This window comes from Pseudomonas reactans (genome assembly GCF_013387025.1).
GTDB lineage: Bacteria > Pseudomonadota > Gammaproteobacteria > Pseudomonadales > Pseudomonadaceae > Aquipseudomonas > Aquipseudomonas reactans.
Genome location: NZ_JACAQP010000027.1, coordinates 78685 through 103609, shown reverse-complemented (window position 1 = coordinate 103609; position 24925 = coordinate 78685). Strand labels below are relative to the sequence as shown.

The window sequence follows — 24925 nt, the reverse complement described above, 5'->3', positions numbered from 1 at the left end:
TGTTGGGCAGCTTAGCTGGAAGGGAGTTCTATTGTTGCGGGACTTTGCAATTCGCGGTCCATCTCGGCGATGCACTCATCCATCTGCGCATGACACGCCTGCATCAACGCCGGTATGTCATCCACAGTCATCCCAATGGTAGGAATCGGCGGCAACGACCGTATGAGCACATCCCCACTGTTCCAGCGATTGAGCTGCATATGCGTCACGTAAGTGCTGACACACACCTGCACAATCGGCACGCCGGCCGCAATCGCCATATGAAAAGCGCCTTTCTTGAACGGCAGCAAACCCTTGCCTAGATTCCGCGTGCCCTCCGCGAATACCCAGATCGATGTGTCTTCATGCTGCAAAGTGTGCGTCGTGGTAAGCATCGCGCGGCGAGCCTTGTGTGCATTGCCTCGGTCGATCAGCACGTTGCCCGCCAGCCAGAACAACTGGCCGAACAGCGGCACCCATTTCAGGCTTTTCTTGGCGACACACACAGTGCGGTAGGGCACCACGTTGCCGAACACAAACAAGTCATAGTTGGACTGGTGGTTGGCGAGGATCACGCAGGTGCCGGGCTTGTTGCGCAGCGAGTCCACATCGGCCTTCACATTCAGCCGCAGGATCCACATGGCCGGCAGCGCGTAAAGTCGCGCACAAAGGCGACTGTTGTCCGGATTGAACGGTCGACACAGACCGACCAGCACGCCCAGCACACCGGCGAGCATAAAGTGCAGGCCCATCAACAACATACGCAACAGAAAAAGCATCGACACGGCCTATCCGGACAAAAGGTGGCGCAGTGTACGGATGTGCACTGTATTCGGCAATTACCCCTGTAGAGGTAGGAGATAGCCGATGTTTAAGCGCATGTTTCAACATCTACCGGCACGGGCAGGCTAGAGCGGCTAAGGATGATTCTGATTTATTTGTAAGAAAAAGCCCGACTCAAGGTCGGGCTCTGACGCATCAGGGGTAGGACTTAGCTAAGGATATGCCCTTGGTCCTGGATGATTGCATCGTCCAAGGCCTCCAGAAGCTCTTTACGCACCTTCAACTTAGTGTGCTTGTGCGCATTCATGTTCAGCTTCTTCAACTGACGTGCCGCCTCCAGCGCAGCCGCATGCAACTCCTCCGGTGCCACCACCTTGTCGAGGAAGCCGGCTTGCAACGCGCCCTGCGGGTCAAACATCTCGGCATTGATCACCGAACGATGGAACGCCGACTTACGCAGGCGATCCCGCGCCAACTCGATACCGGCGTGGTGCATGGTCATGCCGATCGCTACCTCGTTCAGGCCGATGCTGAACGGGCCTTCCACGCCAATCCGATAGTCCGCCGACAACAGCAGAAACGCGCCCTTGGCCACCGCATGCCCAGGGCACGCCACAATCACCGGGAACGGGTGCGACAACAAACGACGCGCCAGGGTCGAACCGGACGTCACCAGGCCGATCGCCTCTTTAGGACCGGCGGTCATCACCTTCAAATCATAACCACCCGACAGAATTCCCGGCGTGCCGGTGATCACCACCACCGCCCGGTCCTTCTCCGCCTGGTCCAGCGCTTCATTAAAGGCACTGACCACCGCCGGAGAAATGGCATTCACCTTGCCGTTGCTCAAGGTCAGGGTCGCGATACCGTCTTCGAGGTGGTAGGCAATCAACTCACTCATGACGCGGTTCCTTGTAGGATTTGTTATAGAAGGCTTGTTAATAGCAGTGCATGCGCAGACGTTACCCACCACGTCCGCCCCGGTAAAGCGCCGTGACTGACTACCCAGTCAGACTTTTCCCGCACACAGGCGTTGGGAAAGCCTGGGGCAGGGCGCAATCGCCGCCCCAGACCCATCCTGGCGATGCCTGAGAATGGCACAATCACCACCCCTTGCCGGGCGTTGAACGGCATAACGGGCTAACCGCATGAATATTCTGAAAAAAACCTTTGCCATCAGAAAGGCTTTCGACTACATTAGCGCGCCTCGACAGACTGAACTGGTTTGACGAGATACGGTGAAGTGTCCGAGTGGCTTAAGGAGCACGCCTGGAAAGTGTGTATACAAGAAATTGTATCGAGAGTTCGAATCTCTCCTTCACCGCCATATTAAGAAAAGCCCCGTAATTCAATGAGTTACGGGGCTTTTTCGTTTCTGGTTGTACTACTCAATTGTACTACTTATCCTACCCCGCATTTCCTCACGCCCGCTCAATCCCTCCGCTGTTCCGTTTCCCTTCGTTTCGTCTGTACATATCCTCGATACTGCCGTTAGTCTGATTCTGAGCTCTTGCCTATCTGGCACCAAGCCTAGGAGCCCGATACCATCGTGCCATTACACGACGAGAGAATCATCATGAAAGCATGGATAGCATTAGCGATTGCACTTGTTGGAATGTTGGGGAGTGGCGGTGCTCAGGCTACAGGCCGCAAGTACGATGGGAACGAGTTACTGGGGCAATGTCAGCAGTACTTAAAATTAGCAGACTCAGAGCCAAACTATGATCGAATTGGCGTTGGGATGTGTGCTGGCTTTGTGGAGGGTGTTAATAGTATGGTTTACTTCTATAGTGACGTTCTGAAGAAAGATGATAAATATTGTATGCCCGATAGTGTGACGAATGGTCAGATGGTGCGCATCGTAGTGAAGTATTTAAAAGATAACCCGAAGTTATTGAATAAGAGTAACACAGTGTTAGTGTGGTCTGCATTTAAGGATGCTTACCCTTGCAAGTAATGATTGGAGCTTAATGAATGGATATCTCATTAGCAGTTGATGTGGTGTTGTTGGTTTTAATTTTTATCGGGGGGTTGCTCATTAAAATCTATCTCCCCGGCTACATCGGAGAGAAAGCCAAAAATCTAGCCACTAAAGAAGATATAGCCGATATCACTAGTAAAATTGAGCAAGTGAAAGTCGAGTATGCGAAACAGCTTGAACTTTACAAGTCTGATGTCTGGCAGACACAACAACGATACTTACAAATACAGGAAGTAGAAAAGCTGAAGGTGGATACCTTCAAGAAAGCTGTAGTGGATGTCGCCAAAATCACTGACCTGATTAGCATCTATCAAATTCATGTATCCAATAGCGAAATGGCTGCTGCAGTTTCAGACATAGCTTTCAAACAAGGGAATGAGCAAGTGCAAAAAGCGAGTTGGGATATGCATCTTGAGTACAGAAGCAAAGCAGCGGCGCTGTATTCGACCTTTAGAGAATTGATTGTTGAGCTAGGCGGAACGTTTGCCCTGTTCTCAATCTATTTTGAGCCAGCTCTGAGCGAATCTTTAAGTAAGATTATCGTAATGACTCATGATGCTGTCGAACTCAAGATGCCTCCTGCGGAATTCCGCAAACGCTTAGAGGATGAATACAGCACGGGACTCGACTTGAATATGGCCAAAGATAATGTTGGACGGTATTACGATACGCTCTACAGCGTAAAGCCAATCACAGCAGAAAGTAACCGTTTTTTTCAGCTCATGAAAAACCACATCAAGCTGGAATCAAATGAGAAGACCGCCCCTAGCAAGAGCTAAAATTTTCACAAAAAGTATACGGAATCTCAGCCCCTGCGCCGCGAGGGGTGAGCAACTTCGACGATGGCTGAATCCCTAGCCCGAGATATAAGTTGGAAAGAGTTAGAGGCTTAGTTAAGTCGGATAACTGGAACGTGAAAAGGACCGAACAATTATCGTTCGTGAATTTTAAAGAGCAGAATCAGCAAAGCCGAATACAAATAAATAGTTGAACGCAAGTGTTCAAAACACCTGTTGCGGTATTGACAATTATTCTCATTTGTGTCATAATGTCTTTATTGGAGTTGATCAGATCACGCCGTCTTTTCAGTTGTTTAGCCAGCAGGTGCGGTTCCCTCTAATGCAACCCTTGCCCATTCCTTCTCGGCGTTGCACTGTGGTCTGATCTTCCAACAATCTCTCTCCTGAACAAAAAACCCATACTCCTAACCGGTATGGGTTTTTTATTAGCTTCACCGAACACTACTAAACATTAACCCAATTATCTAACAGAGGTAGCATCCTATGCTTACTACCCATTGTCGCGCTTGCAATTCACCACTCATTAACCGGCGTCCACAGACCACAACTTGTAATGCTGCTTGTCGTGCAAAGTATTGGAGGCAGTCGCGAGTCACTTTGATTCCAGAACGAATCATGTTCAGTGTTATCAACCATGCTGCTATTACCAAAGCTGCATCTGTTGCTGGCGTATCATTCAACAAATTTGTTGTTGATCGTGTTGTGCAAAGTGAGTGTATCTAATGCGAATATTCTTAAACGAACAAGCTGAGCATCAACTCAAGTTGATCATGGCCCACACTGGGTATACGAATGCGACACACTGTATTCAATCAATGCTAACCCAAGTGAATAATAAATTAAACCAAACCAAAAAGTTGAAAGCACATGAGTAGTCTGGATTACTTCGCTCGTGGAATTATGCGGGCATCTGCACGACGCAAAGATCAACAATCAAAACAGAGTGTAACAACCACCACTGTCAGTACCACCATTAAACAATCAAGTGACGAACAATACCAAACCGCCATCATTCAGTTGATGGTCAATCACATTCGACAAAAGAAGGAAAAACAAAATGACTGATAAAATTACCATCAAGGGCGTACCACCACAGTTTGACGAGAAACTTTTGAAGGAGCTGCAAGCAGCACGACATATTGTTTATGAGCAGACTGATGAATCCACTGCGTTCGTACGGGGAGAAATACCAGTTCAATTCTTGACCAGTGTAATTGATCATCATGATAAGGGTTACACGCTAAATCTGAAGTATCCGGTCTCTTTTGGTCATGGCAGCTATTGGTGTCGTATGGATAAGCCTGACTCCATTAAAATTGACGAATGCCAAGCGCTTGATTCTCAAGTGAAGCAAGAGTACATCGCCGACTTGGAGCGTGAACATCAGAAATACAAAGACCTACTAACTGCACAGTTGCTTCAAGCTGCACAGTTGAAAGAGAAAAAGAAAATCGAAGATGCCCACAAAAAACGAATGACTGACATTGAAAAGGAGGTGAATGACACGTTCGGTGAACTGGTAGTTCCAGACTGATCTAGCAACACCCGCTGTAAGCTCCTACAGTCACTCCTGAGCACCTCACAATGGAAAGTAATACCGCTACGGCTCCGGCAGTGTAACAACACTGTACGGGGCTTTTGTGTGCGTTGCTGAAAGGTGTCCGTGTGGTGTGAGTGTTCATCGCGAGCATGGTTGGTTCATCACCACAAAACGGGGTGGTAAATGATCCAGAAATGGGGTTGAAATAACCGCACTAGTAATGCGAAAATCGCCGCACTAGTAATTTTCTGTATTTGACCTGAAAAAGTCGTTATGACCCAATGTTTACAGGGGTTTATCACCAGCCAACCTTAGCAGTCGTTTAGTAGTTTGCTAGGAAAGGGAGGGTTTGAGAGTTCTAGTGCTGTGTCTGAGAGTATGTATTTAAGAGATTTAACCTTAGAGGGAAGGAGGAAAGGAATGAGCGAAACGAGTCAAGACAAGACAAAGAGGAAGTACCTATCACTACTCAGAGAACATCAGTGGTCACACCAGTATTCAGTGTTCTATGACGACCTTACGTTGAGCAACCGATTGCTGACTGACAAGGAACCATTTCTGCAATCCTTGCGTAAACAATTCCCTGATCAACCTTTCTTGGTTCGTATCCAGACCAAGGCTGGAAATGGCAGGGGTGACAAGACATTGCAAGCGTACCTAATGATCCTGACCACAGCCCGGTCAGATGGCTTGAAAGAAATTGTTGACGAGTCGTTTACATCAACCATGAACGTCATGAGCAAGAAGCTTGTAGGACTGAAGCCGTACACAATTGCAAGCGCAATCGAGAAACAGAAACCGCATGACCTTCATATGGTCTTTGGTGACATCCGAATCAGACGTTGGTCGTTGTTAAATAAAGCCATGCTGGTTCCGGTGTGATGACCACCACCTTACAACAGGGTTGAAATCAGGTAAGGCAACAGGATCACCTTGGCCCTTGGTGTAACAGCTTGTTATGCAAAATCCAGCTACAACCCTGATTTCTAGTGGCCTCTAGCTCTTCCCTAGTTAAGCTCGATTGCTTTCCCCTCCAATTCCCCTGACGTGCGTTGGAATGCGGATGAAAACGACGCCATTTCAAGCAAAAGGGCGTTAACACCTCTCAACTCACGTTTGCTTGGTTCGACTTTCTCAGCCTTTCGGCACTCTGAACGCGGAGGTGATACGGTCCAGATCATCCTAAGGCCGTGAGCCTTGCCCTGCATACCCACAGCCAGCCTGATGATCAAACAAGGCATCCTTATCTGATTCCTCTTGCGATGCTCTGCATGACTTGCAGGACACTACGCCATTGTGTAGGCGCCACCGGGTGTTCCAAGTAATCAAATCATCGTTAGCAGACATCACCGCGCTTCCCAATCTGAATTTCTGTACAAGGTTATGATTTTGTAAAGGATTCTATATTCAAAGTTCCCTAAGCCCTTAGCCCTTAGCCCTTAGCCCCATCACCAGCACATCGGTAGAAATCACAATCGTGGTAGTCGTGAGCAATGGCTCTAATTGACACAATGCTATTGTGAAAATAAGCCAGCCCTTTAAAAACATTGCTATAGCCTAGTGGCCTATGATCTAATTTACATATCGAGTGAGAATCACACGGAGTGCAAATTAGATGAACATTGTTGAAGCAGTGAAGACAACCGGCGAAGCAGAGACAATCTCCCGCAAGCTTTCACTCAACGCCAAGGGCAATCCTCTTTATGCGGACATCTGGCGCTTCGGCGTGAACACTGCACTCCGTATCAGTGACTTGCTCAGCCTGACCTTCGACGATGTGAAAGGCGACATCCTGACGATCAAAGAGAGCAAGACCGGTAAGACCCGGTACATTGATTTGAATAGTTCCGCCAAGGCGATCATCGAGCGTCGCAGGAAGGCACACCCAACGCACACGTTCCTATTTCAAGTGGATAGCAACCGGGCGAAGGGAAAGGCTGTCAGCCGCGTTGCAGTAGGCGCTGCATTCAAAGCCGTGGGTGATGAGATGAGTCTTCAACTAGGTACGCACTCAATGCGTAAGACTCGTGGTTGGTTGATGTACAACGGTGGTGTTTCAATCGAGATGATCTGCAAGACACTGAACCATTCCAGTCCAGCGGTAACAATGGCGTACATCGGTATCACGCGTGCAGAAGTAGCAGCGATGTACCATGAGTTTGTATTCTGATTTTAGCCAGAGCTTCTGTAAGCAACGATAAAGAATGAGTGCGTGCTGCTACTAGTATTCACCTAGCGCTTCCTGTGCGCGATCCTACGCAGGATCAGACGGCATCCCGACCACCTCGCCGGATTCTGAATTTGTTGGACTGGGTGGTCTGCCATAAGAGCTAGGGCGTTAAACTCATCAGACCTACATCCAGCACCGACTACGGATTTCAGCACCACGCGCACAGGAGAATTCGGCAGATTGCTCATTCTGAATTTCAGGGGATTGTGTGGGCGTGGTGACGTGGTCAACGGCTACCGAAACAAACAATCACTCCAAGCTCTACGAATCTTTTAACGGGGATATTAGGTCGGCTGCGTCACAGGCTTTCAGAGTGAAAGGATCGAATGGTCCAGTGACAAATATATCTAACACCGAGGAGTTTTTTACATCGACAAAAGGCTGATCAGCACGCTTGACTATTTTACCCTGTTGCTTGAGGTCGTCGGTAATCTGCTTGACCACCATGTCCATTAGGTAAACTGGATCGAATTGCACTTCTTTAGGGATTTCAACCTCCGCAACCATCAGATCACCCTCACCAACACTGTAATGGTATTCGCTGTTCACGAAGTCTTCATTCATGTCTTTCACTCGGCATCTCCTTATCTTGGGTCATGGGTGTAATAATGCCCTAAAATCACGATATCATTATCCAGCCAGTGTGCTGATAGGCAGCCCACACCTTAGTGACGACATAACACGACAGCCCAGTGAGCAATAGATGATTACGAGCTACATACCAGCGGTGTGACTCTCGACTGTTTCTAAGATGATTTAGAAGCTTTTCCCTAATCACTGGGTTTGGTTCCTTTAACACGTCGGCATTCATCCTTAGCATTGCAATGCTGGACTCAATACGCTTGAACCCACAGATGGCACTTGCCGCGAACACCAACAAGCTACCTAGTAGGAACGTCTCTTTATTGGTATCGAGTGGAGCGTATGGGTTGGTTTGGGCGAGGTAGGCACAGATTGCTAGCGTCACACCCAGAATGAAGTAGTCGAATTTAGTCGCTGCTTCGTTGTGCATCATGATGAGTTGACTCGCCGTGCTTGGCTGTCCTGACATCTTCAATCCTTGTGGTGATGAGTTTGGCTGAGATTACCCGGTAGTTTGATCCGGCACCATCACCACTCGGTAGAACCTTTCTACGCACGCTCTCACGCAGTCTCAGGCTACCCGCCGACCATCAAACGCAATCCCTACGGATTTGCCAGAACCTTGAGCACCCACCTTTGTGCAAAAGGTCGGACGGTTAAACTCTCGAAACTAATATTCATCGGATTCAGTACACGCAAGATATGGATTCGTCTTGATTTCTCGATTCTGAAAAATACAGGGTTGGGCTTTCACACAGAAAGCGTATGCCCGCAAAATGTACTGAGTATCGATCCACACCGTTTCTCACAATCCACACAGGAACGCGTGGCAATCATAATATCGTTGCGTCGTCAGCAGACAGCTCTGTTTTCAGCGAAGGGAGTTTGGAGATGGCTGCTAGTTTCTGTGCTGTGCTCGCACCCTTCGAATAAACGTCATGTGTCACTGAGCCCGTTTCATGTCCAACCAATTCCTTGGCCAAGGCATCCGGCACATCTGCCCGGACCAATTCAGTGATCACGGTATGTCGAAAGCTGTGGAAGACGTGAAGCTTGCTGAAGCCTGCTGCTGTACGCAGTCGGCCAAACGCCTTGGATATCGCGTGGGAGCGTTTGCCGTAGTGGTCGTGTGAGCTGGTGGGGATTAGGAAGGTATCAGTAGTTTCTTCGCACAGGCGGTCAATGGTAGTGGTTAGGCTCGGATGGATTGGCACCACACGCTTGCTCGCCTTGCTCTTGCTCTTCGGAAAGTCGAAGCAGCGGATGCCGTCAACAGTGATCACGCTGTCATTGTTCAATCGACATAATTCTTCGATCCTGGCCCCGGTGTACCAGCCCAATGCGATGAGGTCTGCAAGCGGTTTATCCCCGTTGTCCAGAGCTGCTTGGTGCAGCTTGAGGGTATCAGCACGCGTGTATATTTCCCTGTCTTTGCCCGCTGTCTCGGAGCCTCCGCCCTGTGGCAGATCGTGGCCAATGAATGGATTCACCTTGTCCTTGTATTCTTCACGCCAAGCCGCATCGTACTTGATCGCCCACTTCCAGAACGCAGTGCCAGCCATGAGGTACTGACCTAACGTAGCTGGAGCACGATCCAGAGATTTCAACCATTCGTCCACCGTGTCGAAGTTGAGCGGCAATCCCTCTTTCTTGAGGAAATCCGACAACCGCTCCATTTTCCCCACTTGCTGATCGACGTGTTTCGGAGCACCACCGCGACTTTCCCTAAACTCTCGATAGGTTTTCACGCGCGCGGGGGTGATGGGTGACTTTGGCTTGTGGACGGCTGGGTCTAGCGCTATCGCCTGCGCCTCTGCTGTCTCAGTCGGACTCAGGTCATAGTGCGATGAGGTCGTAAGTGTCATGAGTTCGCGCATGACATCGGCAGAATGTTGCACACGCTCTATGGCAGTAGGAGGCATTTGTGCACGACTACGTTCTAGCAGGGCGACAACGCCCGGTACTCCGAGAGCTTCCAACCGGTTTGCCGAAGCGTAGAGTTCAACGAGAGTTTTCTCCCTACCAGCTGCATTTTCCTCCGGCGTAAGCTCGTTAATTTTCTTGGAGGGATTCCTCATAACAGCCATAAAGCGTGCACCAATATGGTTGTCGATTTCTTGACCCCATTGTGCAAGCTCAGGGCGCCAGTTCTCTTTGCGAATCTGTGCCTCAGTTCTGGCTGCTGCAAATTCCGCCTTCCACTGGGTGAGATAGGGTAGGCGTGCATCCATTGCTTCCTTGCGGAGTCCCGTCTTCAATGACTGAATCAGTACCTTACAACCAATGGTTTTCTGCACATCCACAGGCACTGCCAGTCGCACGTACCATGTGGATTCACCTTTCTTTTGAATCAGGTTGTCTGCCATTGGAGTGCCGTGAAGTGGGGGGAGTGGTACAGCTGATTGTACTACTCAATTGTACTACTATGCACGCTGAAAGCCCCTAGGTATGGGCTTTGCTGGTCGAAAGGGCTGTTAAATTCGAATCTCTCCTTCACCGCCAAATTCGATGTAAACAAAACCCCTGGTTTCGAGAGAAGCCAGGGGTTTTGTTGTTTCAGGGGTTAGGCAGCAAGCTCAACGCTTCAGGCCTGCACGTACACCCAAGCCCTCATCCCCGAAGCCAATCCCACCTCCACCCGCTTGTAGTCCGCCACCTCATACGCATCCGCTGCTGCCAGTTCCTGCTCGGTAATCTGAAACACCATCCCCTCAACCCTGGCGTCTGCCTGCGTACTCGGCGCCACAATCGGATGATGTGTCTTGCCACTGCTAGCCAGCACGTCCGGGTCAGTGATTTCTACCCAGCTCTGCGAGTAACCCAGCATCGCGTCCTGCTGGCCGGTCAGTTCGCGGCCGAAGTTGGCCAGTTGTACGGATTTGTCTTGCAGCGTGCCGTAGGAAAACAACAGCACGGGGTGTTCGGTGGAGCGGTTCATTGCAGTTCCTTAAGCGAGGAGGTCTTCGTAGAAAGCACCGTAGGGTTTGCTCGGGTGGGCGATCTGGATTTCGAGGATCCATAGCCCGGCATTCGGGTAGTGCTCGAAATCACCCAGGTCGCCGCCGCGGTGGATGGCGTGGGGGAAGTCGCTGACGCGGTGGCCCTTGATGTCGAGGTTGAGTTGCCAGCCCATGGCCTGGGCTTGTGCTTCGGCGTAGCGGTAAAGCTCGAGGCCGACGACCTGGTCGTTTTTCCAGCGCGCTTGTACGCGGTCGAACAGCTCTTTGGCGGCGCTGGCGCAGGCGAGCATGTCTGGATCGTTGCCGGTGGCGAAGGTGGCGCCGGCGTCGCCTTCGTGGCCTTGCCAGACGGCGCCCATGTCGATGAAGAAGATGTCATCGTCGCCCAGCACCGGGTCGCCGTCGGAGCGTTGTTTGAAGGTCTTGAGGGTGTTGGCGCCAAAGCGCACCAGCAGTGGGTGCCAGATGCGCTGCATGTCGAGCTCGGTGAGGACTTGCTTGCCGAGGTCGCGGGCTTCGGATTCGCGCATGCCGGGACGGATGCGATGGGCCAGTTGTTCGATGGCTTGCCAGGTCATGGCCTGGGCGTAGCGCATGGAGTCGATGCTGTAGGCGGCGCCCACGGCTTCCTTGAGTTGTGCGGACACCGGTAATCTCCTTGATTTTCGTTGTGCTATTTACTATATAGCGATAGGGCGGGGTACCGAAGGGAATTTGCTAGAAATGCAGCCAGGCCAGTCCACCCAACACCACTGCCATACCGCCTGCCGCATACGACATCCGCTTCAACCATTCCCGCCGCGTCAGCAAGGTAATCGCTGCCAACGAAATCGCGATCTGAATCGCGGTCATTGCCTGGGCCCAGCGATGATGCTGGTGCAGCGCCTGTTCCGATTTTTCATCCCATTCCTTTGACGTGGCTTCAAGCTTCTCGGCCTGTTTGCGCACGTCTTCCTTCTGGTTCTTGTAGCGCTCGATTTCTTCCTTGTAATGCACCGCGTCCACACCGGGAATGTGAGTGGCCAGTTCCGCGAGGTTTTGCCGGCTGGACTTGGCCTGGTAGTAGTTCCATTGGTTGGCCGCTTCGGTCTTGAAGATGGCGGCGTTGTTCTTGTCCATCGCCGCTTCGCTTTCGGTCGAGCCGGCCTGGTAGCTGAGCATCGCGCCGAGGGTGGCCATAAGGGCGGTCATCACGGCGATACGGCTGGCGAAATTATCGCCGCGGCCGTGGGCATGTTCGGTGGTGTGCTCGATGTGTTTTTCGTGGGGGCTGGGGACTTCGAAGGCTTCGGACATGGGGGCGTCTGTGAAGGGAATGAGGGAGTCTGATTCTTTACCAATGAAGCTGTCTCAATCCTGTACGTAACGCTGGCGGGCATGTGGACGCACGGACTGAGGTGGCGGACTTCGCAGAGTGACCCTATAGCTCCAACTGAAGAGCGTTGATGCCGAATGCCTTGGCTATTTTCTCTCGCGTTGCCCGGCGAAGTTTTTTCACCGTCTCTTGTTGGGCAAACGCAGATTGGGAAATCCCCAGGCGTTCAGCGGCTTCTTTTTGCGTCAGGTTGAGGTACTCGCGCCAGGCACGGACGGGAGGTAAACCGTCGACAATCAGGCTGACAACTTGATGAGGAATAAGGTGCCCACGACCTTGCATTGCGAAATATTGGGCATAGGGAATCACTACAAAAACGGGTTTCCCTTCGGTGTCATTGATGAACTGAACGTGGGGTGATGTGCTATTCAAGATTTCCCCTTGAAGGCTTATTCAAAGCTTATTTTTTTATAAGTCTTTTATTAGTTTTTTCGGGCTTTTTCGGAATACCTCACGCCCGGCGCCTCCTGACGTTAGCGTAGGCTCCGAGGGCGATTGATCAAAAGCTGTTGCTGCATGTAATTCTCTCTTTGCAAACAACGCTCACTCTGCCCTCACTTCGTCCTCACGTTGGCTTCACTTTGCTTTCACTTTGCAAAGACCACCGGCACCGTAAACCGCGTCTTGCTTCCCTCCGGCGGGCGCGGAACAGGGGACGCACGGTTGATCATGTCCAGCGTTGCAGTGTCCAGTTCGGTAAAACCGGCCGAGCGCACGATGCTGGCGCTGAGCACCTTGCCGTTGCTGTCGATCTCGAAGCGCAGATACGCCACGCCCCGGTCGCCTCGATCGCGGGCGTTTTGCGGATAACGCTTGTACCGTTCCAGGTGGGCCAGCAGTTCGGCTTCCCATTGCACCTTTTGCGCCGGGTCGGCCGCACCGCGTGAAGATTGATTGGCGGCGGTGGTGTCGGCCGTGTGCGTGTCCAGTTTGGGCGGTGCTGTGGTGGTGGAAGGTGCCGGTTGTTCGTCCTGTTTTTTTGGCGCGGTCTCGAACTCGGCAGCGTGATTCGGTGCGGACGAGTAAGTGCCTCGGGCAGTGTCCTGAAGCGGGGACGTCGCGGTTTTCGCCATACTCGGCCGAGTTGCGGCGACTATTTTCCTGGGCACTTCCCTTGGCGGTTTTTCCGACGGCGTATTCAGCTGTTTCTGCACCACTTTATCTGGCGCCACTTGCAGGTCTTCTTCCACCACCTGGGCCACGGGGGCGGCGGCCAATTCGATCATCATCGCTGCGGGGGCGGCTTCGGCGACTGTCACGCTGGGCGTATGCAGCCACCATGCGATAAGGCCTGCATAGACGCTCAGGGTGATCAGCGTGGCAACACTCCACAGGGCCTTGCGCGGTGGATTGAGGTAGTCCGGGGCTGTCTTGGGAATCATGGGTTCATCAATAGGGATCAACGTAAAACGGGATGCCAAAAGGGCATCCCGCGATTCAACTCAACGGTAATATCAGAACTTGACGGTCAGCCCCGTGCGCAACGTTCGCCCTGGCGCGGGCATGAAGCTTTGGGCCAGTGGGTCCAGGTAATAGACGTTGGTGAGGTTCTGTACCGAGAAATCCAGCTGGGTGCCTTTGACGATTTCGAAACTGGCGAACAGGTCGTAGATCGCTGACTTGCGGTAGTACATCTGGTTCGTGGTGATGCCGTTGTTCCAGGACTTGTCCAGTTTGGCGGTGGGTGCGCTGTTGTAGACCATGCGTCCGCCGAGGACGAGGCGGTTGTCAAACCAGCGGCTGCCCAGAGTGGTGTTTACAGAGTATTTGGGTGGGTTCTGGGTGTTGGTGTAGGAGCCCGGGAAGCCGCCGTCCACACAATTGGGTGTGGAAGGGTTGTCTTCTTCGCGTAGTTTCTTCGCGATGTCCGGCGCGCAGGTCTTGGCATTCAGGTAATAGGTGGCGGAGATGTCGGTGAACACCCGGCCCATGTCATAGCTGGTTTGCAGCTCGATACCCTTGACCGTGAAGCTGTCGACGTTCTGCAGGTTGCCGGCAAAGATGTCGGTGTAGTCACGGGTGATGTAGTTTTCGATCTTGTTGTTGAAATAGGCGAGTTTGGCGGCGGCGGTGTCGCCGTCAACCAGTACGCTGTTTTGCAAGGTGCTGGCGCCGAATTCCCAATTCTTGCTGCGCTCGGGCTTGATGCCATCGGTCGGCACGGCGGCCGTGAACAGGCCCAGGGTCGACTCGAACAGGCTCGGCATGCGCACGCCTTCGTTGTAGTTGAGGTAGACGAAGCTGTTGTCGGTCAGGTTCAGCTTTGCGCCGAAGGACGGTGCGAAGGCCTGGTCCTGCCGTTCAATGGGCGGCGCGAAGGTGTAGCTGGTCGGTTTGCGGTCCGGGCCGAACGTGGCGGGGCTGGCCTTGCGGTTGTGGTCCTTGCTGCTGAATTCGCTGTAGCGTCCACCCGCCGTCAGTGTCAGGCGCTTGATCGGTGACCATTCAAGCGACGTCACCAGGCTGCTTTCTTCACGTTCGCCACTGCGGATGAAGCGGTTCTTTTGCAGGTCCGACAGCAGCACCGGCGAGTTGTCATCGGGGCCCAGGTTTTCGGTCTGGTAAGAGCCGCCGTAGGTCCAGGCGAACTTGCCGGCGCGGGTGTCGAAACGCGAGGTGTTGCTCAGGTCCACGCCCCAGCGTTTGTCCTTGGTGCGGTTGCGCAGGGCGTCCTTGTAGGTATCGCCGAGCGGGTCGGCATCGTCTTCATGGCCGTAGAGTGGCGTCACCGTTACCAAACCGTTGAAGGCTTCGCTCTGGGCTTTGGTGGCCCAGACGTTGGCGCTCAAATCGATTAGCGGGTTGTCTTCGGGCTTGTAGGTATAGCGCGCGGTGTACGCGTTGATGCGCATGCTGCCCGGGTCCCATTGCGGCACGCTGCCGCTGGTATTGCGGATGATCTGCGAGGGCATCACTTCGCCATAGTGGCCATCGGTGTAGCGGTAGGTCAGCTCCAGTTTCTGGTCCGTCGCCGGCTTGAGGATCGCCTTGAGCAGTACCGACTCCGCGTCGCTCGAGGTGTTGAACACTTCGCTGTCGGGCTTGAAGAATTTGGCGGCGGTGTTGGCCTCTTGGGTGACATAGATGTACTTCCTGGTTTTCGGGTCGTATTTACGCACTTGCTGAAACACCTGGTACTTCTTGAAGCCCTTTTTACCCGCGTAATAGTTGCCGCTTTGGCGCTGGGAATAGGCCGCGACGAAATCCACCGTCTCGCCGGTGCTGGCGAATGCCACGCTGCCGGAATGCGCAGGGGAACCGCCCAGGCCATTGCTGCCATGGTGCGGCGTGGCCTTGTAGGTGCCGGGTGCAACCACGCTGTTGCTCGACAAGTCACCCTTGAGGCGCACGCCGTAGGTTTCGCCGTCCTTGAGGATGTCTTTGGGTTGCAAGGTCTTCATCTTGACCATGCCGCCAATGGCGCCCGCCGCGTCGGCGCCGAGACTGGGGCCTTTGTCCACGCTGATTTCGCTGATCAGGTCGGGGTCGATATAGCTGCGCTGTTGCATGCCGCTGTAGCCACGGTAGGCATCGATGGCCTGCTGGCTGCCGTCGATGGTCACCGGCACTCGGCTTTGGCCCTGGATACCTCGGATGTTCACGTCCAGCGCGCCTCCATTGCGGGCATCGCCGGTTTGTACGCCGGGCACACCCTTGAGGATATCGGCGGGGGAGGAGCCACGGAAACGGTTGATGGTCTCGCCCGAGATGAACACGCTGGAGCCGGCCTTGGTGTAGACCTGCGCGGCTGCACCGGTCAAGCGGCTGGTCTCGCCGCCCTTGATGGTCACGGGACCGAGCATTTCGGAATCGTCGAGGTCGTTGATCCCTGCATTGGCGCCATCGCGACGGCTGAGAATCAAGCTGCGTTGGTTGTCGATTTTCCAGTTCACCGGTGCATTGCCGAGCAGGCGTTGCAGGGCTTGCTCCTGGGTGAAGTTGCCGCGCAAGGCTGAGGCTTGCAGTCCATCCACTAGCCCGGCTTCCAGGCCCAGTTGCAGGTTGGCCTGGCGGGCGAATGCGCTGAGTGCGGTGGTCAGCGGTTGCGCAGGAATGTCGAAGAAACGCGTCGCCTGATCACTCGGCGCGCCGCTGGCCTCTGCGGCCAATGCCTGGGACGGCTGGAAAATCGCGCTGTGGATAGCAGCACAGAGGATGGCCAATGCCAACGGTGCAGGTGATCGGTGACCCATGTTTCGTCGCCTTAGTGTTTGGTATTACGATTCATTCGCAATACAAGGAGCTACAAAGACGAACACCAGCGCGGTTTTTTTCAGGACACTGTATTTATTTTTCTACAATCGTTTTTTTGTGGCCGATGACCATGAGGAACGGCGAGTACTCGTGCACCTCACCGCCAATCGGCGCAACCAACGCCTGTAGCGCACGCCGGGTATCGCGCATGTCGTAGAGGCCGGTCACTCGCTTGTTCGCCAGGGCCGGGTCGTTGATCACGATCCAGCCCCGCTGGTAGCGCTCCAGTTGCTCGACGACCTGGGCAACGCTGACGTTCTCAAAGAATTGCGCGCCATTGATCCAGCCCGCGACCTCCGAGGGCGCCACTGACGATTGCGTGGCCTTGCCGCTTTGGCGGTCGAGCCACAGTCGTTGCCCGGCCGTGAGTCGATACGCTTTGTTCACACCCACGGTGCCGTCACGCACTTCCACGGCCAGGCCGCCTTCGCGGCGGGCCACATCGAAGGCGGTGCCCAGCACGCGTACCACGGTTTCGTCGCTGCGCACTTCGAAAGGTTTTTGCGCATCATGGACGACATCGAAAAACACCTCGCCCTGCATCAGCGTGACTTGGCGCAGAGGGCCGTTAAAGCTCACGTTGATCGCGCTTTGCGGTGCCAGCGTCAGGCGGCTGCCGTCGCTCAGGGTGATCTCGCGGGTTTCGGCGGTGGCAGTGCTGTAATCCGCGCGCCAGACAGGGTTGGCTACCAGCGCTGCGCCTACCGCGAAGGCGCTGATACACGCAGCCGCCAGCCAGGGCAGGCGTGAACGCGTCGCGCGTGGCCAGTGTTCCTGGGTCGTGGGCGCTTGTTCGTCCAGTGCATCCATGGCTCGATTGACCTGTGCCCAAGCTTCGAAATGCTCGTTGTCACTGTGCAGCCAGCGGTCGAATTCCTCGAAGCGTTCGGGTTGGGCTTGCAGGTCAAGCAACCACTGGCCGGCGTCTTCGAGGCTGCGTGCCGAGACATTCCTGGGCGGGTGGGCATCATGCATACGGGCGTTCCTTACTGTGCGCGCCCTGGGTGGCGACGCTCGAAGCCAGCTGAACGATGGCGTCCTTGACCAGGCGATGGGCGGTGGAAAGCGAAATATTGAGATGATCGGCGGTTTGCTGCAACGTGAAACCACCGAGGCGATGCATCTCTACGGCGATGCGCATTTGTTCCGGCAGGTTGGCCAGGGTCGCGGCGATGCGGCTGGCGTCGTCGCCATGTACCACCCGCTGTTCCGGCGACAACTCCTGGCCGGGACGCATCCATTGCGCGGGCATTTTCTGCTGGCGTTTCTCGGTGGCCTGGCGGCGCACGGCGTCCAGCGCCAGGTTACGTACGATTCTGTAAAGGTAGGCCAGCGGTTGCTCGACCGGGTCATCCGTGTTGCCGCAAAAGCGCAGGAACGCGTCTTGCACCACATCTTCAGCGCGTGCGTGGTCGCCCACCACAACCTTGGCGTAGTTGATCAGTGCGGGGCGATGGTCGAGGTAGAGTTGCAGCCTGGCGGCGTTGTCGGTCACAGCGAAACTCGAAAAGAGATCAGAGCCTGGAGCGCCGCGACGTTAATTTAATTGAGAGTAATTATCAATACCGAGTCGCAACGGTTGCTTGCAGGCAAGGTGGACCGCTATTGTGCTGAATCCTTTTAGTCCTTCCCCCAAGGATCTGTTGTGATGAATGCACCACGTACTGCTGTCCCGATCAAGGCTGTGATTTTCGATATGGACGGGTTGTTGCTGGACACTGAAGGCATCTACACCGAAGTTACACAGATCATCGCCGAACGCTATGGCCGCACCTACGATTGGAGTATCAAGCAGCACATCATCGGGCGCGGCGCCCAGGACCTGGCTGACTACGTGGTGAAGGCGTTGGACCTGCCGATCACGCCCGCTGAATTCCTGACGATCCGTGAACCACTCATGAGCGAGCGCTTCCCAAAAGCCCTGGGCATGCCCGGCGCTGAAGCCTTGGTGCGGCACTTGAAGGCGCACAATATCCCGATTGCCGTGGGCACCAGTTCGTCGCGCAATTCGTTTGGTCACAAGACCACCTTGCACCGCGAATGGTTTGGCCTGTTCGACACCATCGTTACCGCTGACGACCCTGAAGTCGGCGCCGCCAAGCCCGCGCCGGACATCTTCCTCACGGCCGCCCGCCGCCTGGGCGTTGCGCCCGAGGATTGCCTGGTGTTCGAGGATTCGCCGTTTGGCGTCACCGCCGCCAAAGCCGCGCACATGACCGCCATCGCCGTACCGGATGAAGCCATGGCCGACAGCAAATACCACCATGCCGACCAGATCATCCGCAAACTCGCGGACTTCGATCTGGCAGCCTACGGCCTGCCACCTCTTCGCTGAACAAACGCGGTAAAAAACTGTAGGAGCTGGCTTGCCTGCGATGGCGTCCTCAAGATCGCCATCGCAGGCAAGCCAGCTCCCACATTCGTTATGCGCTGAAGCCACCATCAATGGTCAAACTGGCCCCTGTGATGTATCCGGCTTCCGGCCCAGCCAGGTAGGCCACAAAGCTGGCGATCTCTTCCACATGCCCATACCGACCCACCGCCATCAACCCAATCAAACTCTCGGCAAAATCACTGTCCGCCGGGTTCATATCGGTATCCACCGGCCCAGGCTGCACATTGTTGATCGTGATGCCCCGTGGCCCCAGGTCCCGCGCCAGGCCCTTGGTCAACCCGACCAGCGCCGCCTTGCTCATGGCATACGGGCCACCACCGCCAAACGGCATGCGCTCGGCATTGGTGCTGCCAATGTTGATCACCCGACCCCCTTCACCCATATGCTTGGCCGCTTCCTGGGTCGCGATAAACACGCTGCGTACGTTGATCGCCAGGGTCTGGTCAAAATCTTCCAGCTTGAAATCTTCCAGCGGCGCGATGGCCAGCACACCGGCGTTGTTCACCAGGATATCCAGGCGGCCAAAAGCTTCGACCGTGGCGTTGACCGCGTTGCGGATGGCGCCGGCATCGGCGCTGTCGGCGTGGATCGCCAGGGCTTTGCCGCCTTCGCTGATCACGCTGTTCTGCAATTCTTCAGCCTTGGCGGCCGAGCTGACGTAGGTAAAGGCAACCGCTGCGCCCTGCGCCGCGAGGCGCTTGACGATAGCGGCGCCGATGCCGCGAGAACCGCCTTGAATCAAGGCGACTTTGCCGCTGAGGTTCTGTGTGGTCATGTCGATCTCCTAGCTGTTCAAGGCGGGGTGCCTTGTTGTTGGAACCGAGTATCGACCTCGCCAGCCCCTCCCGGTAGACCGTGATTGCTATAGTCTGTGTAAACCAAAAGTTTAGAGTGGGTCGATATGGAAAGCTTTGGCAGTATCGAATGCTTCGTACGCAGCGCCGAGGGTGGCAGCTTCGCTGAAGCGGCGCGGCACCTGAGCCTGACCCCTGCAGCCGTCGGCAAAAGTGTCGCCAAGCTGGAGGCGCGCCTGGGTGTCAGGTTGTTCCAGCGTAGCACTCGGCGTCTCACTCTGACCGAAGCCGGAAAACTGTTTCTGGAAGAGGTCAGCGGCAGCCTCACCACCATCCAGAATGCCATGGCCAACCTCGCCAGCGCCGAAGGACGGCCGGTGGGAACCCTGAAAGTGAGTATGGGCACGGTGGTCGGGTGCTTGTACATCGTGCCGCTGCTGGGTGAGTTTTTAAAACGCTTTCCTGATATCAGCCCCGACTGGCACTTCGACAATCGCCAGGTTGACCTGATTGGCCAGGGGTTCGATGCGGCGCTGGGTGGCGGTTTTGAACTGCCCCAAGGGGTGGTCGCGCGCAAGCTCGCGCCGGCCCATCGGGTGTTGGTGGCGTCGCCCGATTACCTGGCAGCGCGTGCTGCGATAGCGCAGCCGGCAGACCTTGAGTCCTTTGACGGTATTTTGATTCGCTCACCGCAAACCGGTCGCGTGCGTTCCTGGCAACTCACTGGTCGCAACGGCGCACATGGCCCGCTGAACCTCAAGGCACGCATGACCATGAGCGATTCGCAGGCGGCCTGCGTCGCTGCCGACCAAGCGTTGGGCGTCGCTCTGGTGAGCATGCCGTTCGCCGTGCCCTGGCTCGCGAGCTGCAAGTTGGTACGCGTGCTGCCCGACTGGTACGTCGACGACGGCAACATCTCCATCTACTATGCCGAACACAAGCTGCTACCTGGCAAGACCCGCGCGTTCGTGGATTTCATCATCGAGCAATTTGCCGAACAGCATCTCAGTAACCGATTCAACGCAACCTTGTAGGCGCCCACGTTCCAATGTGGGAGCCGGGCTTGCCCGCGATGGCCGCGACTCGGTCTAACGGCCGAACTTGCTCGGCCAGCCAATCACCTTCTTCGCCCTCGGCGTTGCATAGGTCCTGATCTTCGACGTCGACAACCCCAACCGCACCAGCGACTCCGCGATGGTTACAGCAGCGGTTACACCGTCTACCACCGGCACACCGGTGCGCTGGCGAATCTGCTCATCCAGCCCCGCCATGCCGCCGCAGCCCAGGCAGATCACCTCGGCCTTGTCGTCGCTGATGGCCAGTTCGGCCTGGCGCACGATGGCCTCCATCGCCGCCAATGGATCCTCTTCCAACTCCAGCACCGCCATCCCACTGGCCCGTACCGAGGCGCAACGCTGGTACAGGCCGGCCAGTTTAAGGCGGTCTTCGATCAAGGGCACGGTGCGGTCCAGGGTGGTCACCACCGAGTAGGCGTGGCCCAGAAACATTGCGGTGCTGGCGGCGGCTTCGGTGATATCCACCACCGGCACGTTGAGCAGTTCCTGCAAGCCTTCACGGCCGTGCTCGCCGTAGCCGGCCTGGATCACCGCGTCGAACGGCTGGTCGTAGGCCATCACCCGGTCCATCACCGCGATGGCCGCCAGGTAGCTTTCAAAGTTGCCCTCCACCGACTCCGCGCCGAAGTAGGGCGTGAGCCCGACAATCTCAGTGCCCGGCGCAGCCACCGCCCGTGCCTGCTGGGCGATGGTTTCAGTGATGGATTCGGTGGTGTTGACGTTGACCACGAGGATACGCATGGAATGTCCTTGATTAATGACTGACGTTATCGACTGCAATGCTTTCGCCGCTGACATCGGCGTAGAACGGCTGACGCTTGGCGATCAGCAGGTACAGCACCCCTGCAATACCGGCGCCAAACATCCAAGAAAAGGGCGAGACGCTGGCGAAACCGGGCAGCAGCGCCAGGAGAATGGCAATCACGGCTGCGGGAATGAAGGCCGCTACTGCGCGTAAATTGACCCCACGGCTGTAGTAATAGACGCCATTCGGGTCTTCGCTATATAGCTGCAATACGTCCACCCGGCTTTTACGGATCAACCAGTAATCCACCATGATCACCCCATACAGCGGCCCCAGCAGGGCGCCCAGGCCGGAAAGGAAATAGACGATCACCAACGGGCTGTTGTAGAGGTTCCACGGCAGGATCAGTACCGCCACGGTGGCGCTGATCAATCCGGCACGGCGGAAGTTCAGGTACTTGGGCGCCAGGTTGCTCAGCACAAAGGCCGGTGCGACGAAGTTGGCCATGATGTTCACTGCCACGGTGACGATCAGGAACGCCAGGCAACCGAGCACCAGGAAAAAGGTGCTGGGAATCGCCGCGATGATTTCAGTGGGGCTTTCGATCACCCGGCCATTGAGCTGGAATTGCCCGCCACACAGCAGCACGGTGATCACGGCAAACACCAGGATATTCACCGGCAGGCCCCAGAAGTTGCCAACCTGGATGGTTTTGCGGCACGGCGAAGAGCGGGCGAAGTCGCAGAAATTGAGGATCAGCGTGCCGTAGATCGCCAGCCACAGCGCGCCACCGGCAAAGATATTGCGCCACATCTCGCCACCGCTCAGCGGTTCGCGGATCGACCACGCGATGTTCCCAGCGGTTTGGAAATACATCCAACCAGCCAACGACGCCACCGTCAGCAGAATCACTGGCCCGGCGAAGCCTTCGTAGCGGCGCACCATCTCCATGCCGTAGGCCAGGATTACCAATTGCACCAGCCAGATCGCCACAAAACAGGCCCAGCCGAGGGACGACAGGCCGAGGATCGAGTTGTGGTCATATTCGGCAAAACCTGGATGAATTGCCGTGAGCAGCACGCGGAAAACTACCGAGGCCAGGTAGGTCTGGATACCGAACCAGGCAATCGCAATCACCGCGCGAATCAACGCCGGAATCTGCGCGCCATGAATGCCGAAGCTGATACGGCTGATCACCGGAAAGGGCACGCCGGTCTTCTGCCCCATGTATCCCGACAGGTTCATGAAGAAGTACACCAGCGCCGCGCCAATCCCTAAGGACAGCAGGATCTGCCAGCCGCCCAGGCCCAAGGCATACAAGCCAATGGCGAAGGAATAGTTGGCGATGTTGTGCACGTCATTGGTCCACAGTGCAAAGATGCTGTAGCGCCCCCAGCGCCGGCCTTCGACTTTGGTGGGCGCCAGGTCCTTGTTGTGCAGTCGTGGGCTGAGTACCAGCGGACCGGGCTCGATGGCTTCGGGCTTCAGGGAGGAGGGCAGATCCAGTGCGATGTTATTCGAGAGGCTTGTACGCATTCCGGCAGGCTCCAGCACATCGGCAGCCAAGCCGCAGATGGCAAAGTGTATGTAGGTTTTGTATTTATTGTATACAAAGCGCATTTCACCTTAAGCCACTTGCGTGCCAGTTTTTGATCTATGAAAACTGTGGGTAATTTCGTTTTTATAGGAACAGGAAATAAGTAGCTGAATTCAAAGCGATATAAATTGACCGTTTGAACAGCTATTTATTTTGTTGGGTGAAGTGTGTGCAAAATAGCGAGGGTGTTGAGGCGGGGAAGAATGTAACTTTTCGGTGCGTAATTTTATAAGTGCACACAAGAATGGCACTAATGGTGACATTCTTGTGTACAGATAGAGGGTCATGCCTTGCTGATGATATTCCCCGCGTGCAGCCCGCATTCCTTCTGCGTGGCTTCTTCCCACCACCAGCGGCCTTCGCGTTCGTGCTGGTTCGGCAGCACCGGGCGGGTGCAGGGTTCGCAGCCGATGCTGATAAAGCCGCGCTCATGCAGGCTGTTGTACGGCAACTCCAGCATACGGATGTAACCCCAGACTTCCTCACTGGTCATCTGCGCCAGCGGGTTGAACTTGTACAGGGTGCGTTCCGGGGTGGAGAAGGCTGTGTCGATTTCCAGCGCCGCCACCTGGCTGCGGGTGCCCGGGCTCTGGTCACGGCGCTGGCCGGTGGCCCAGGCGCTGACGCCGGAGAGCTTGCGGCGCAGCGGTTCGATCTTGCGTACACCACAGCATTCGCCATGGCCGTCCTTGTAGAAGCTGAAAAGGCCCTTTTCTTTGACGAAGGGTTCCAGCTTGCTCTGGTCTGGCGAGATCAGTTCGATGTCGATTTTGTAGAACTCGCGCACCTGCTCGATGAACCGGTAGGTCTCCGGGTGCAGGCGGCCGGTGTCGAGGCTGAACACCTTGACGTTCTTGTTCAGCTTCCAGGCCATGTCCACCAGCACCACGTCCTCGGCGCCGCTGAAGGAAATCCACAGGTCATCACCGAACTGGCTGAACGCCAGTTTGAGAATATCCTGGGCAGATTTGTTGGCGTAAGTCGCGGCGAGTTCAGCGACGTCGAAGGCTTGGTTCATCAGGACGGTTCCTACAGGTCAGTGGCGCTGAGCGCTCTATAGGGGAGCGATGGTATCAAAATCCGCTCTGCGTTGCGGCGGCGAGCTTGAATCGCTAGAGTTCGGCAGTCCTTTTGCTCGCTCAACCGACAACATCAACAATGGGAGTGTCTTGTGGAAATTGCCTGTCTCGACCTGGAAGGGGTGCTGGTTCCGGAAATCTGGATCGCCTTCGCCGAAAAAACCGGTATTGAATCCCTGCGGGCCACCACTCGGGACATTCCCGACTACGACGTGCTGATGAAGCAGCGCCTGCGCATCCTCGACGAACACGGGCTCAAGCTCGCGGATATCCAGGCAGTGATCGCTACCCTCAAGCCGCTGGATGGCGCCATCGAGTTCGTCAACTGGCTGCGCGAGCGCTTCCAGGTGGTGATCCTGTCCGACACCTTCTATGAATTCTCCCAGCCGCTCATGCGCCAACTGGGTTTCCCGACCTTGCTGTGCCACCGCCTGATCACCGACGAAACCGATCGCGTGGTCAGTTACCAACTGCGCCAGAAAGACCCGAAGCGCCAGTCGGTATTGGCCTTCAAGACCCTCTACTACCGGGTGATCGCCGCAGGTGATTCCTACAACGACACCACCATGTTGGGCGAAGCCGACCGTGGGATTCTGTTCCATGCGCCGGAGAATGTGATTCGCGAGTTCCCGCAGTTCCCGGCGGTGCATACCTTTGAGGACTTGAAGAAAGAGTTCATAAAAGCGTCGAATCGGGCGTTGAGCCTGTAAGCTTTTCAGTGCGGCGGATGGCCTCTTCGCAGGCAAGCCAGCTCC

The 24925-nt window shown here is 55.2% G+C and carries 25 protein-coding genes and 1 tRNA gene; 10 read left to right on the top strand and 16 right to left on the bottom strand.

Annotated elements, in window-relative coordinates; all coding sequences use genetic code 11:
- Positions 1-11: 11 nt before the first annotated feature.
- Entirely contained in the window at positions 12-758 is a 747-nt protein-coding gene (locus HX793_RS22315) for a 1-acylglycerol-3-phosphate O-acyltransferase (RefSeq protein ID WP_177052399.1), read from the bottom strand.
- Between the two features lie 212 nt (positions 759-970).
- On the bottom strand, positions 971-1663 hold the full coding sequence (locus HX793_RS22310; protein ID WP_015885385.1) for a crotonase/enoyl-CoA hydratase family protein: 693 nt from the start codon (positions 1661-1663) through the stop codon (positions 971-973).
- A 336-nt stretch (positions 1664-1999) separates the two neighbouring features.
- On the opposite strand from HX793_RS22310, the gene HX793_RS22305 reads away from it, so the two are divergent.
- The 7 genes from HX793_RS22305 (at position 2000) to HX793_RS22275 (ending at position 7253) form a co-directional block, all read left to right on the top strand.
- Positions 2000-2089 (top strand) — tRNA-Ser (locus HX793_RS22305).
- A 249-nt stretch (positions 2090-2338) separates the two neighbouring features.
- Complete coding sequence (locus HX793_RS22300) at positions 2339-2719, top strand: Rap1a/Tai family immunity protein (RefSeq protein WP_178905544.1); 381 nt, start codon at positions 2339-2341, stop codon at positions 2717-2719.
- Between the two features lie 17 nt (positions 2720-2736).
- Positions 2737-3522: a hypothetical protein gene (locus tag HX793_RS22295; protein ID WP_178905543.1), complete on the top strand. Its 786-nt coding sequence runs from the start codon at positions 2737-2739 to the stop codon at positions 3520-3522.
- An 888-nt stretch (positions 3523-4410) separates the two neighbouring features.
- Complete coding sequence (locus tag HX793_RS22290) at positions 4411-4608, top strand: hypothetical protein (RefSeq protein ID WP_178905542.1); 198 nt, start codon at positions 4411-4413, stop codon at positions 4606-4608.
- A complete protein-coding gene (locus HX793_RS22285; RefSeq protein ID WP_178905541.1) occupies positions 4601-5077 on the top strand; it encodes a hypothetical protein in 477 nt (158 codons plus the stop codon). The genes HX793_RS22290 and HX793_RS22285 overlap by 8 nt, the downstream gene beginning before the upstream one ends.
- 426 nt (positions 5078-5503) lie before the next feature.
- Positions 5504-5965, top strand: coding sequence for a hypothetical protein (locus HX793_RS22280; protein WP_178905540.1), 462 nt, complete (start codon positions 5504-5506; stop codon positions 5963-5965).
- A gap of 733 nt (positions 5966-6698) precedes the next feature.
- A complete protein-coding gene (locus HX793_RS22275; protein WP_178905539.1) occupies positions 6699-7253 on the top strand; it encodes a tyrosine-type recombinase/integrase in 555 nt (184 codons plus the stop codon).
- Positions 7254-7574: 321 nt separating this feature from the next.
- Here HX793_RS22275 and HX793_RS22270 read toward each other — a convergent pair whose 3' ends face one another.
- The 10 genes from HX793_RS22270 to HX793_RS22225 form a co-directional block, all read right to left on the bottom strand.
- On the bottom strand, positions 7575-7886 hold the full coding sequence (locus tag HX793_RS22270; protein ID WP_178905538.1) for a hypothetical protein: 312 nt from the start codon (positions 7884-7886) through the stop codon (positions 7575-7577).
- A gap of 842 nt (positions 7887-8728) precedes the next feature.
- A complete protein-coding gene (locus HX793_RS22265) occupies positions 8729-10261 on the bottom strand; it encodes a site-specific integrase (RefSeq protein ID WP_178905537.1) in 1533 nt (510 codons plus the stop codon).
- Between the two features lie 218 nt (positions 10262-10479).
- On the bottom strand, positions 10480-10833 hold the full coding sequence (locus HX793_RS22260) for a gamma-glutamylcyclotransferase family protein (RefSeq protein WP_177062622.1): 354 nt from the start codon (positions 10831-10833) through the stop codon (positions 10480-10482).
- 9 nt (positions 10834-10842) lie between these two features.
- Entirely contained in the window at positions 10843-11502 is a 660-nt protein-coding gene (locus HX793_RS22255) for a M24 family metallopeptidase (RefSeq protein ID WP_177052349.1), read from the bottom strand.
- 70 nt (positions 11503-11572) lie between these two features.
- On the bottom strand, positions 11573-12151 hold the full coding sequence (locus HX793_RS22250; RefSeq protein WP_177052348.1) for a DUF4337 domain-containing protein: 579 nt from the start codon (positions 12149-12151) through the stop codon (positions 11573-11575).
- Positions 12152-12275: 124 nt separating this feature from the next.
- Entirely contained in the window at positions 12276-12602 is a 327-nt protein-coding gene (locus HX793_RS22245) for a helix-turn-helix domain-containing protein (protein WP_016979232.1), read from the bottom strand.
- Positions 12603-12817: 215 nt separating this feature from the next.
- Positions 12818-13612, bottom strand: coding sequence for an energy transducer TonB family protein (locus tag HX793_RS22240; RefSeq protein ID WP_016979233.1), 795 nt, complete (start codon positions 13610-13612; stop codon positions 12818-12820).
- 72 nt (positions 13613-13684) lie between these two features.
- The gene (locus tag HX793_RS22235; protein WP_177095762.1) at positions 13685-16423 is read right to left on the bottom strand and encodes a TonB-dependent receptor; all 2739 of its coding nucleotides are present in this window, start codon (positions 16421-16423) and stop codon (positions 13685-13687) included.
- A gap of 94 nt (positions 16424-16517) precedes the next feature.
- Entirely contained in the window at positions 16518-17459 is a 942-nt protein-coding gene (locus tag HX793_RS22230; protein ID WP_177095760.1) for a FecR family protein, read from the bottom strand.
- Positions 17452-17979, bottom strand: a complete 528-nt coding sequence (locus HX793_RS22225) for a sigma-70 family RNA polymerase sigma factor (RefSeq protein WP_016979236.1) — start codon at positions 17977-17979, stop codon at positions 17452-17454. The genes HX793_RS22230 and HX793_RS22225 overlap by 8 nt, the downstream gene beginning before the upstream one ends.
- Positions 17980-18132: 153 nt before the next feature.
- On the opposite strand from HX793_RS22225, the gene HX793_RS22220 reads away from it, so the two are divergent.
- Positions 18133-18819: an HAD-IA family hydrolase gene (locus HX793_RS22220; RefSeq protein ID WP_016979237.1), complete on the top strand. Its 687-nt coding sequence runs from the start codon at positions 18133-18135 to the stop codon at positions 18817-18819.
- Between the two features lie 88 nt (positions 18820-18907).
- Here the strand turns inward: HX793_RS22220 and HX793_RS22215 are convergent, their stop codons facing one another.
- Positions 18908-19654, bottom strand: coding sequence for a 3-oxoacyl-ACP reductase family protein (locus HX793_RS22215; protein ID WP_177052345.1), 747 nt, complete (start codon positions 19652-19654; stop codon positions 18908-18910).
- A gap of 126 nt (positions 19655-19780) precedes the next feature.
- On the opposite strand from HX793_RS22215, the gene HX793_RS22210 reads away from it, so the two are divergent.
- A complete protein-coding gene (locus HX793_RS22210; RefSeq protein WP_177095758.1) occupies positions 19781-20707 on the top strand; it encodes a LysR family transcriptional regulator in 927 nt (308 codons plus the stop codon).
- A gap of 54 nt (positions 20708-20761) precedes the next feature.
- Here HX793_RS22210 and HX793_RS22205 read toward each other — a convergent pair whose 3' ends face one another.
- The 3 genes from HX793_RS22205 to HX793_RS22195 form a co-directional block, all read right to left on the bottom strand.
- Positions 20762-21490 carry an aspartate/glutamate racemase family protein gene (locus HX793_RS22205; protein ID WP_177052343.1) on the bottom strand — a complete coding sequence of 243 codons (729 nt, stop codon included), beginning with the start codon at positions 21488-21490 and terminating at the stop codon, positions 20762-20764.
- Between the two features lie 13 nt (positions 21491-21503).
- Positions 21504-23030, bottom strand: coding sequence for an NCS1 family nucleobase:cation symporter-1 (locus tag HX793_RS22200; protein ID WP_177052342.1), 1527 nt, complete (start codon positions 23028-23030; stop codon positions 21504-21506).
- A 344-nt stretch (positions 23031-23374) separates the two neighbouring features.
- Complete coding sequence (locus tag HX793_RS22195) at positions 23375-24109, bottom strand: phosphoadenylyl-sulfate reductase (RefSeq protein ID WP_003214958.1); 735 nt, start codon at positions 24107-24109, stop codon at positions 23375-23377.
- A gap of 153 nt (positions 24110-24262) precedes the next feature.
- Here HX793_RS22195 and thrH point away from each other — a divergent pair, with 153 nt between their 5' ends.
- Positions 24263-24880: a bifunctional phosphoserine phosphatase/homoserine phosphotransferase ThrH gene (thrH, locus tag HX793_RS22190; protein WP_016979242.1), complete on the top strand. Its 618-nt coding sequence runs from the start codon at positions 24263-24265 to the stop codon at positions 24878-24880.
- Positions 24881-24925: the final 45 nt, after the last annotated feature.

Bases quoted from the DNA above. Each gene is read 5' to 3' on its own strand.
- HX793_RS22315 (WP_177052399.1), bottom strand. From the start codon at position 758: ATGCTTTTTCTGTTGCGTATGTTGTTGATGGGCCTGCACTTTATGCTC.
- HX793_RS22310 (WP_015885385.1), bottom strand. From the start codon at position 1,663: ATGAGTGAGTTGATTGCCTACCACCTCGAAGACGGTATCGCGACCCTG.
- HX793_RS22300 (WP_178905544.1), top strand. From the start codon at position 2,339: ATGAAAGCATGGATAGCATTAGCGATTGCACTTGTTGGAATGTTGGGG.
- HX793_RS22295 (WP_178905543.1), top strand. From the start codon at position 2,737: ATGGATATCTCATTAGCAGTTGATGTGGTGTTGTTGGTTTTAATTTTT.
- HX793_RS22290 (WP_178905542.1), top strand. From the start codon at position 4,411: ATGAGTAGTCTGGATTACTTCGCTCGTGGAATTATGCGGGCATCTGCA.
- HX793_RS22285 (WP_178905541.1), top strand. From the start codon at position 4,601: ATGACTGATAAAATTACCATCAAGGGCGTACCACCACAGTTTGACGAG.
- HX793_RS22280 (WP_178905540.1), top strand. From the start codon at position 5,504: ATGAGCGAAACGAGTCAAGACAAGACAAAGAGGAAGTACCTATCACTA.
- HX793_RS22275 (WP_178905539.1), top strand. From the start codon at position 6,699: ATGAACATTGTTGAAGCAGTGAAGACAACCGGCGAAGCAGAGACAATC.
- HX793_RS22265 (WP_178905537.1), bottom strand. From the start codon at position 10,261: ATGGCAGACAACCTGATTCAAAAGAAAGGTGAATCCACATGGTACGTG.
- HX793_RS22260 (WP_177062622.1), bottom strand. From the start codon at position 10,833: ATGAACCGCTCCACCGAACACCCCGTGCTGTTGTTTTCCTACGGCACG.
- HX793_RS22250 (WP_177052348.1), bottom strand. From the start codon at position 12,151: ATGTCCGAAGCCTTCGAAGTCCCCAGCCCCCACGAAAAACACATCGAG.
- HX793_RS22240 (WP_016979233.1), bottom strand. From the start codon at position 13,612: ATGATTCCCAAGACAGCCCCGGACTACCTCAATCCACCGCGCAAGGCC.
- HX793_RS22235 (WP_177095762.1), bottom strand. From the start codon at position 16,423: ATGGGTCACCGATCACCTGCACCGTTGGCATTGGCCATCCTCTGTGCT.
- HX793_RS22230 (WP_177095760.1), bottom strand. From the start codon at position 17,459: ATGCATGATGCCCACCCGCCCAGGAATGTCTCGGCACGCAGCCTCGAA.
- HX793_RS22220 (WP_016979237.1), top strand. From the start codon at position 18,133: ATGAATGCACCACGTACTGCTGTCCCGATCAAGGCTGTGATTTTCGAT.
- HX793_RS22215 (WP_177052345.1), bottom strand. From the start codon at position 19,654: ATGACCACACAGAACCTCAGCGGCAAAGTCGCCTTGATTCAAGGCGGT.
- HX793_RS22210 (WP_177095758.1), top strand. From the start codon at position 19,781: ATGGAAAGCTTTGGCAGTATCGAATGCTTCGTACGCAGCGCCGAGGGT.
- HX793_RS22205 (WP_177052343.1), bottom strand. From the start codon at position 21,490: ATGCGTATCCTCGTGGTCAACGTCAACACCACCGAATCCATCACTGAA.
- HX793_RS22200 (WP_177052342.1), bottom strand. From the start codon at position 23,030: ATGCGTACAAGCCTCTCGAATAACATCGCACTGGATCTGCCCTCCTCC.
- HX793_RS22195 (WP_003214958.1), bottom strand. From the start codon at position 24,109: ATGAACCAAGCCTTCGACGTCGCTGAACTCGCCGCGACTTACGCCAAC.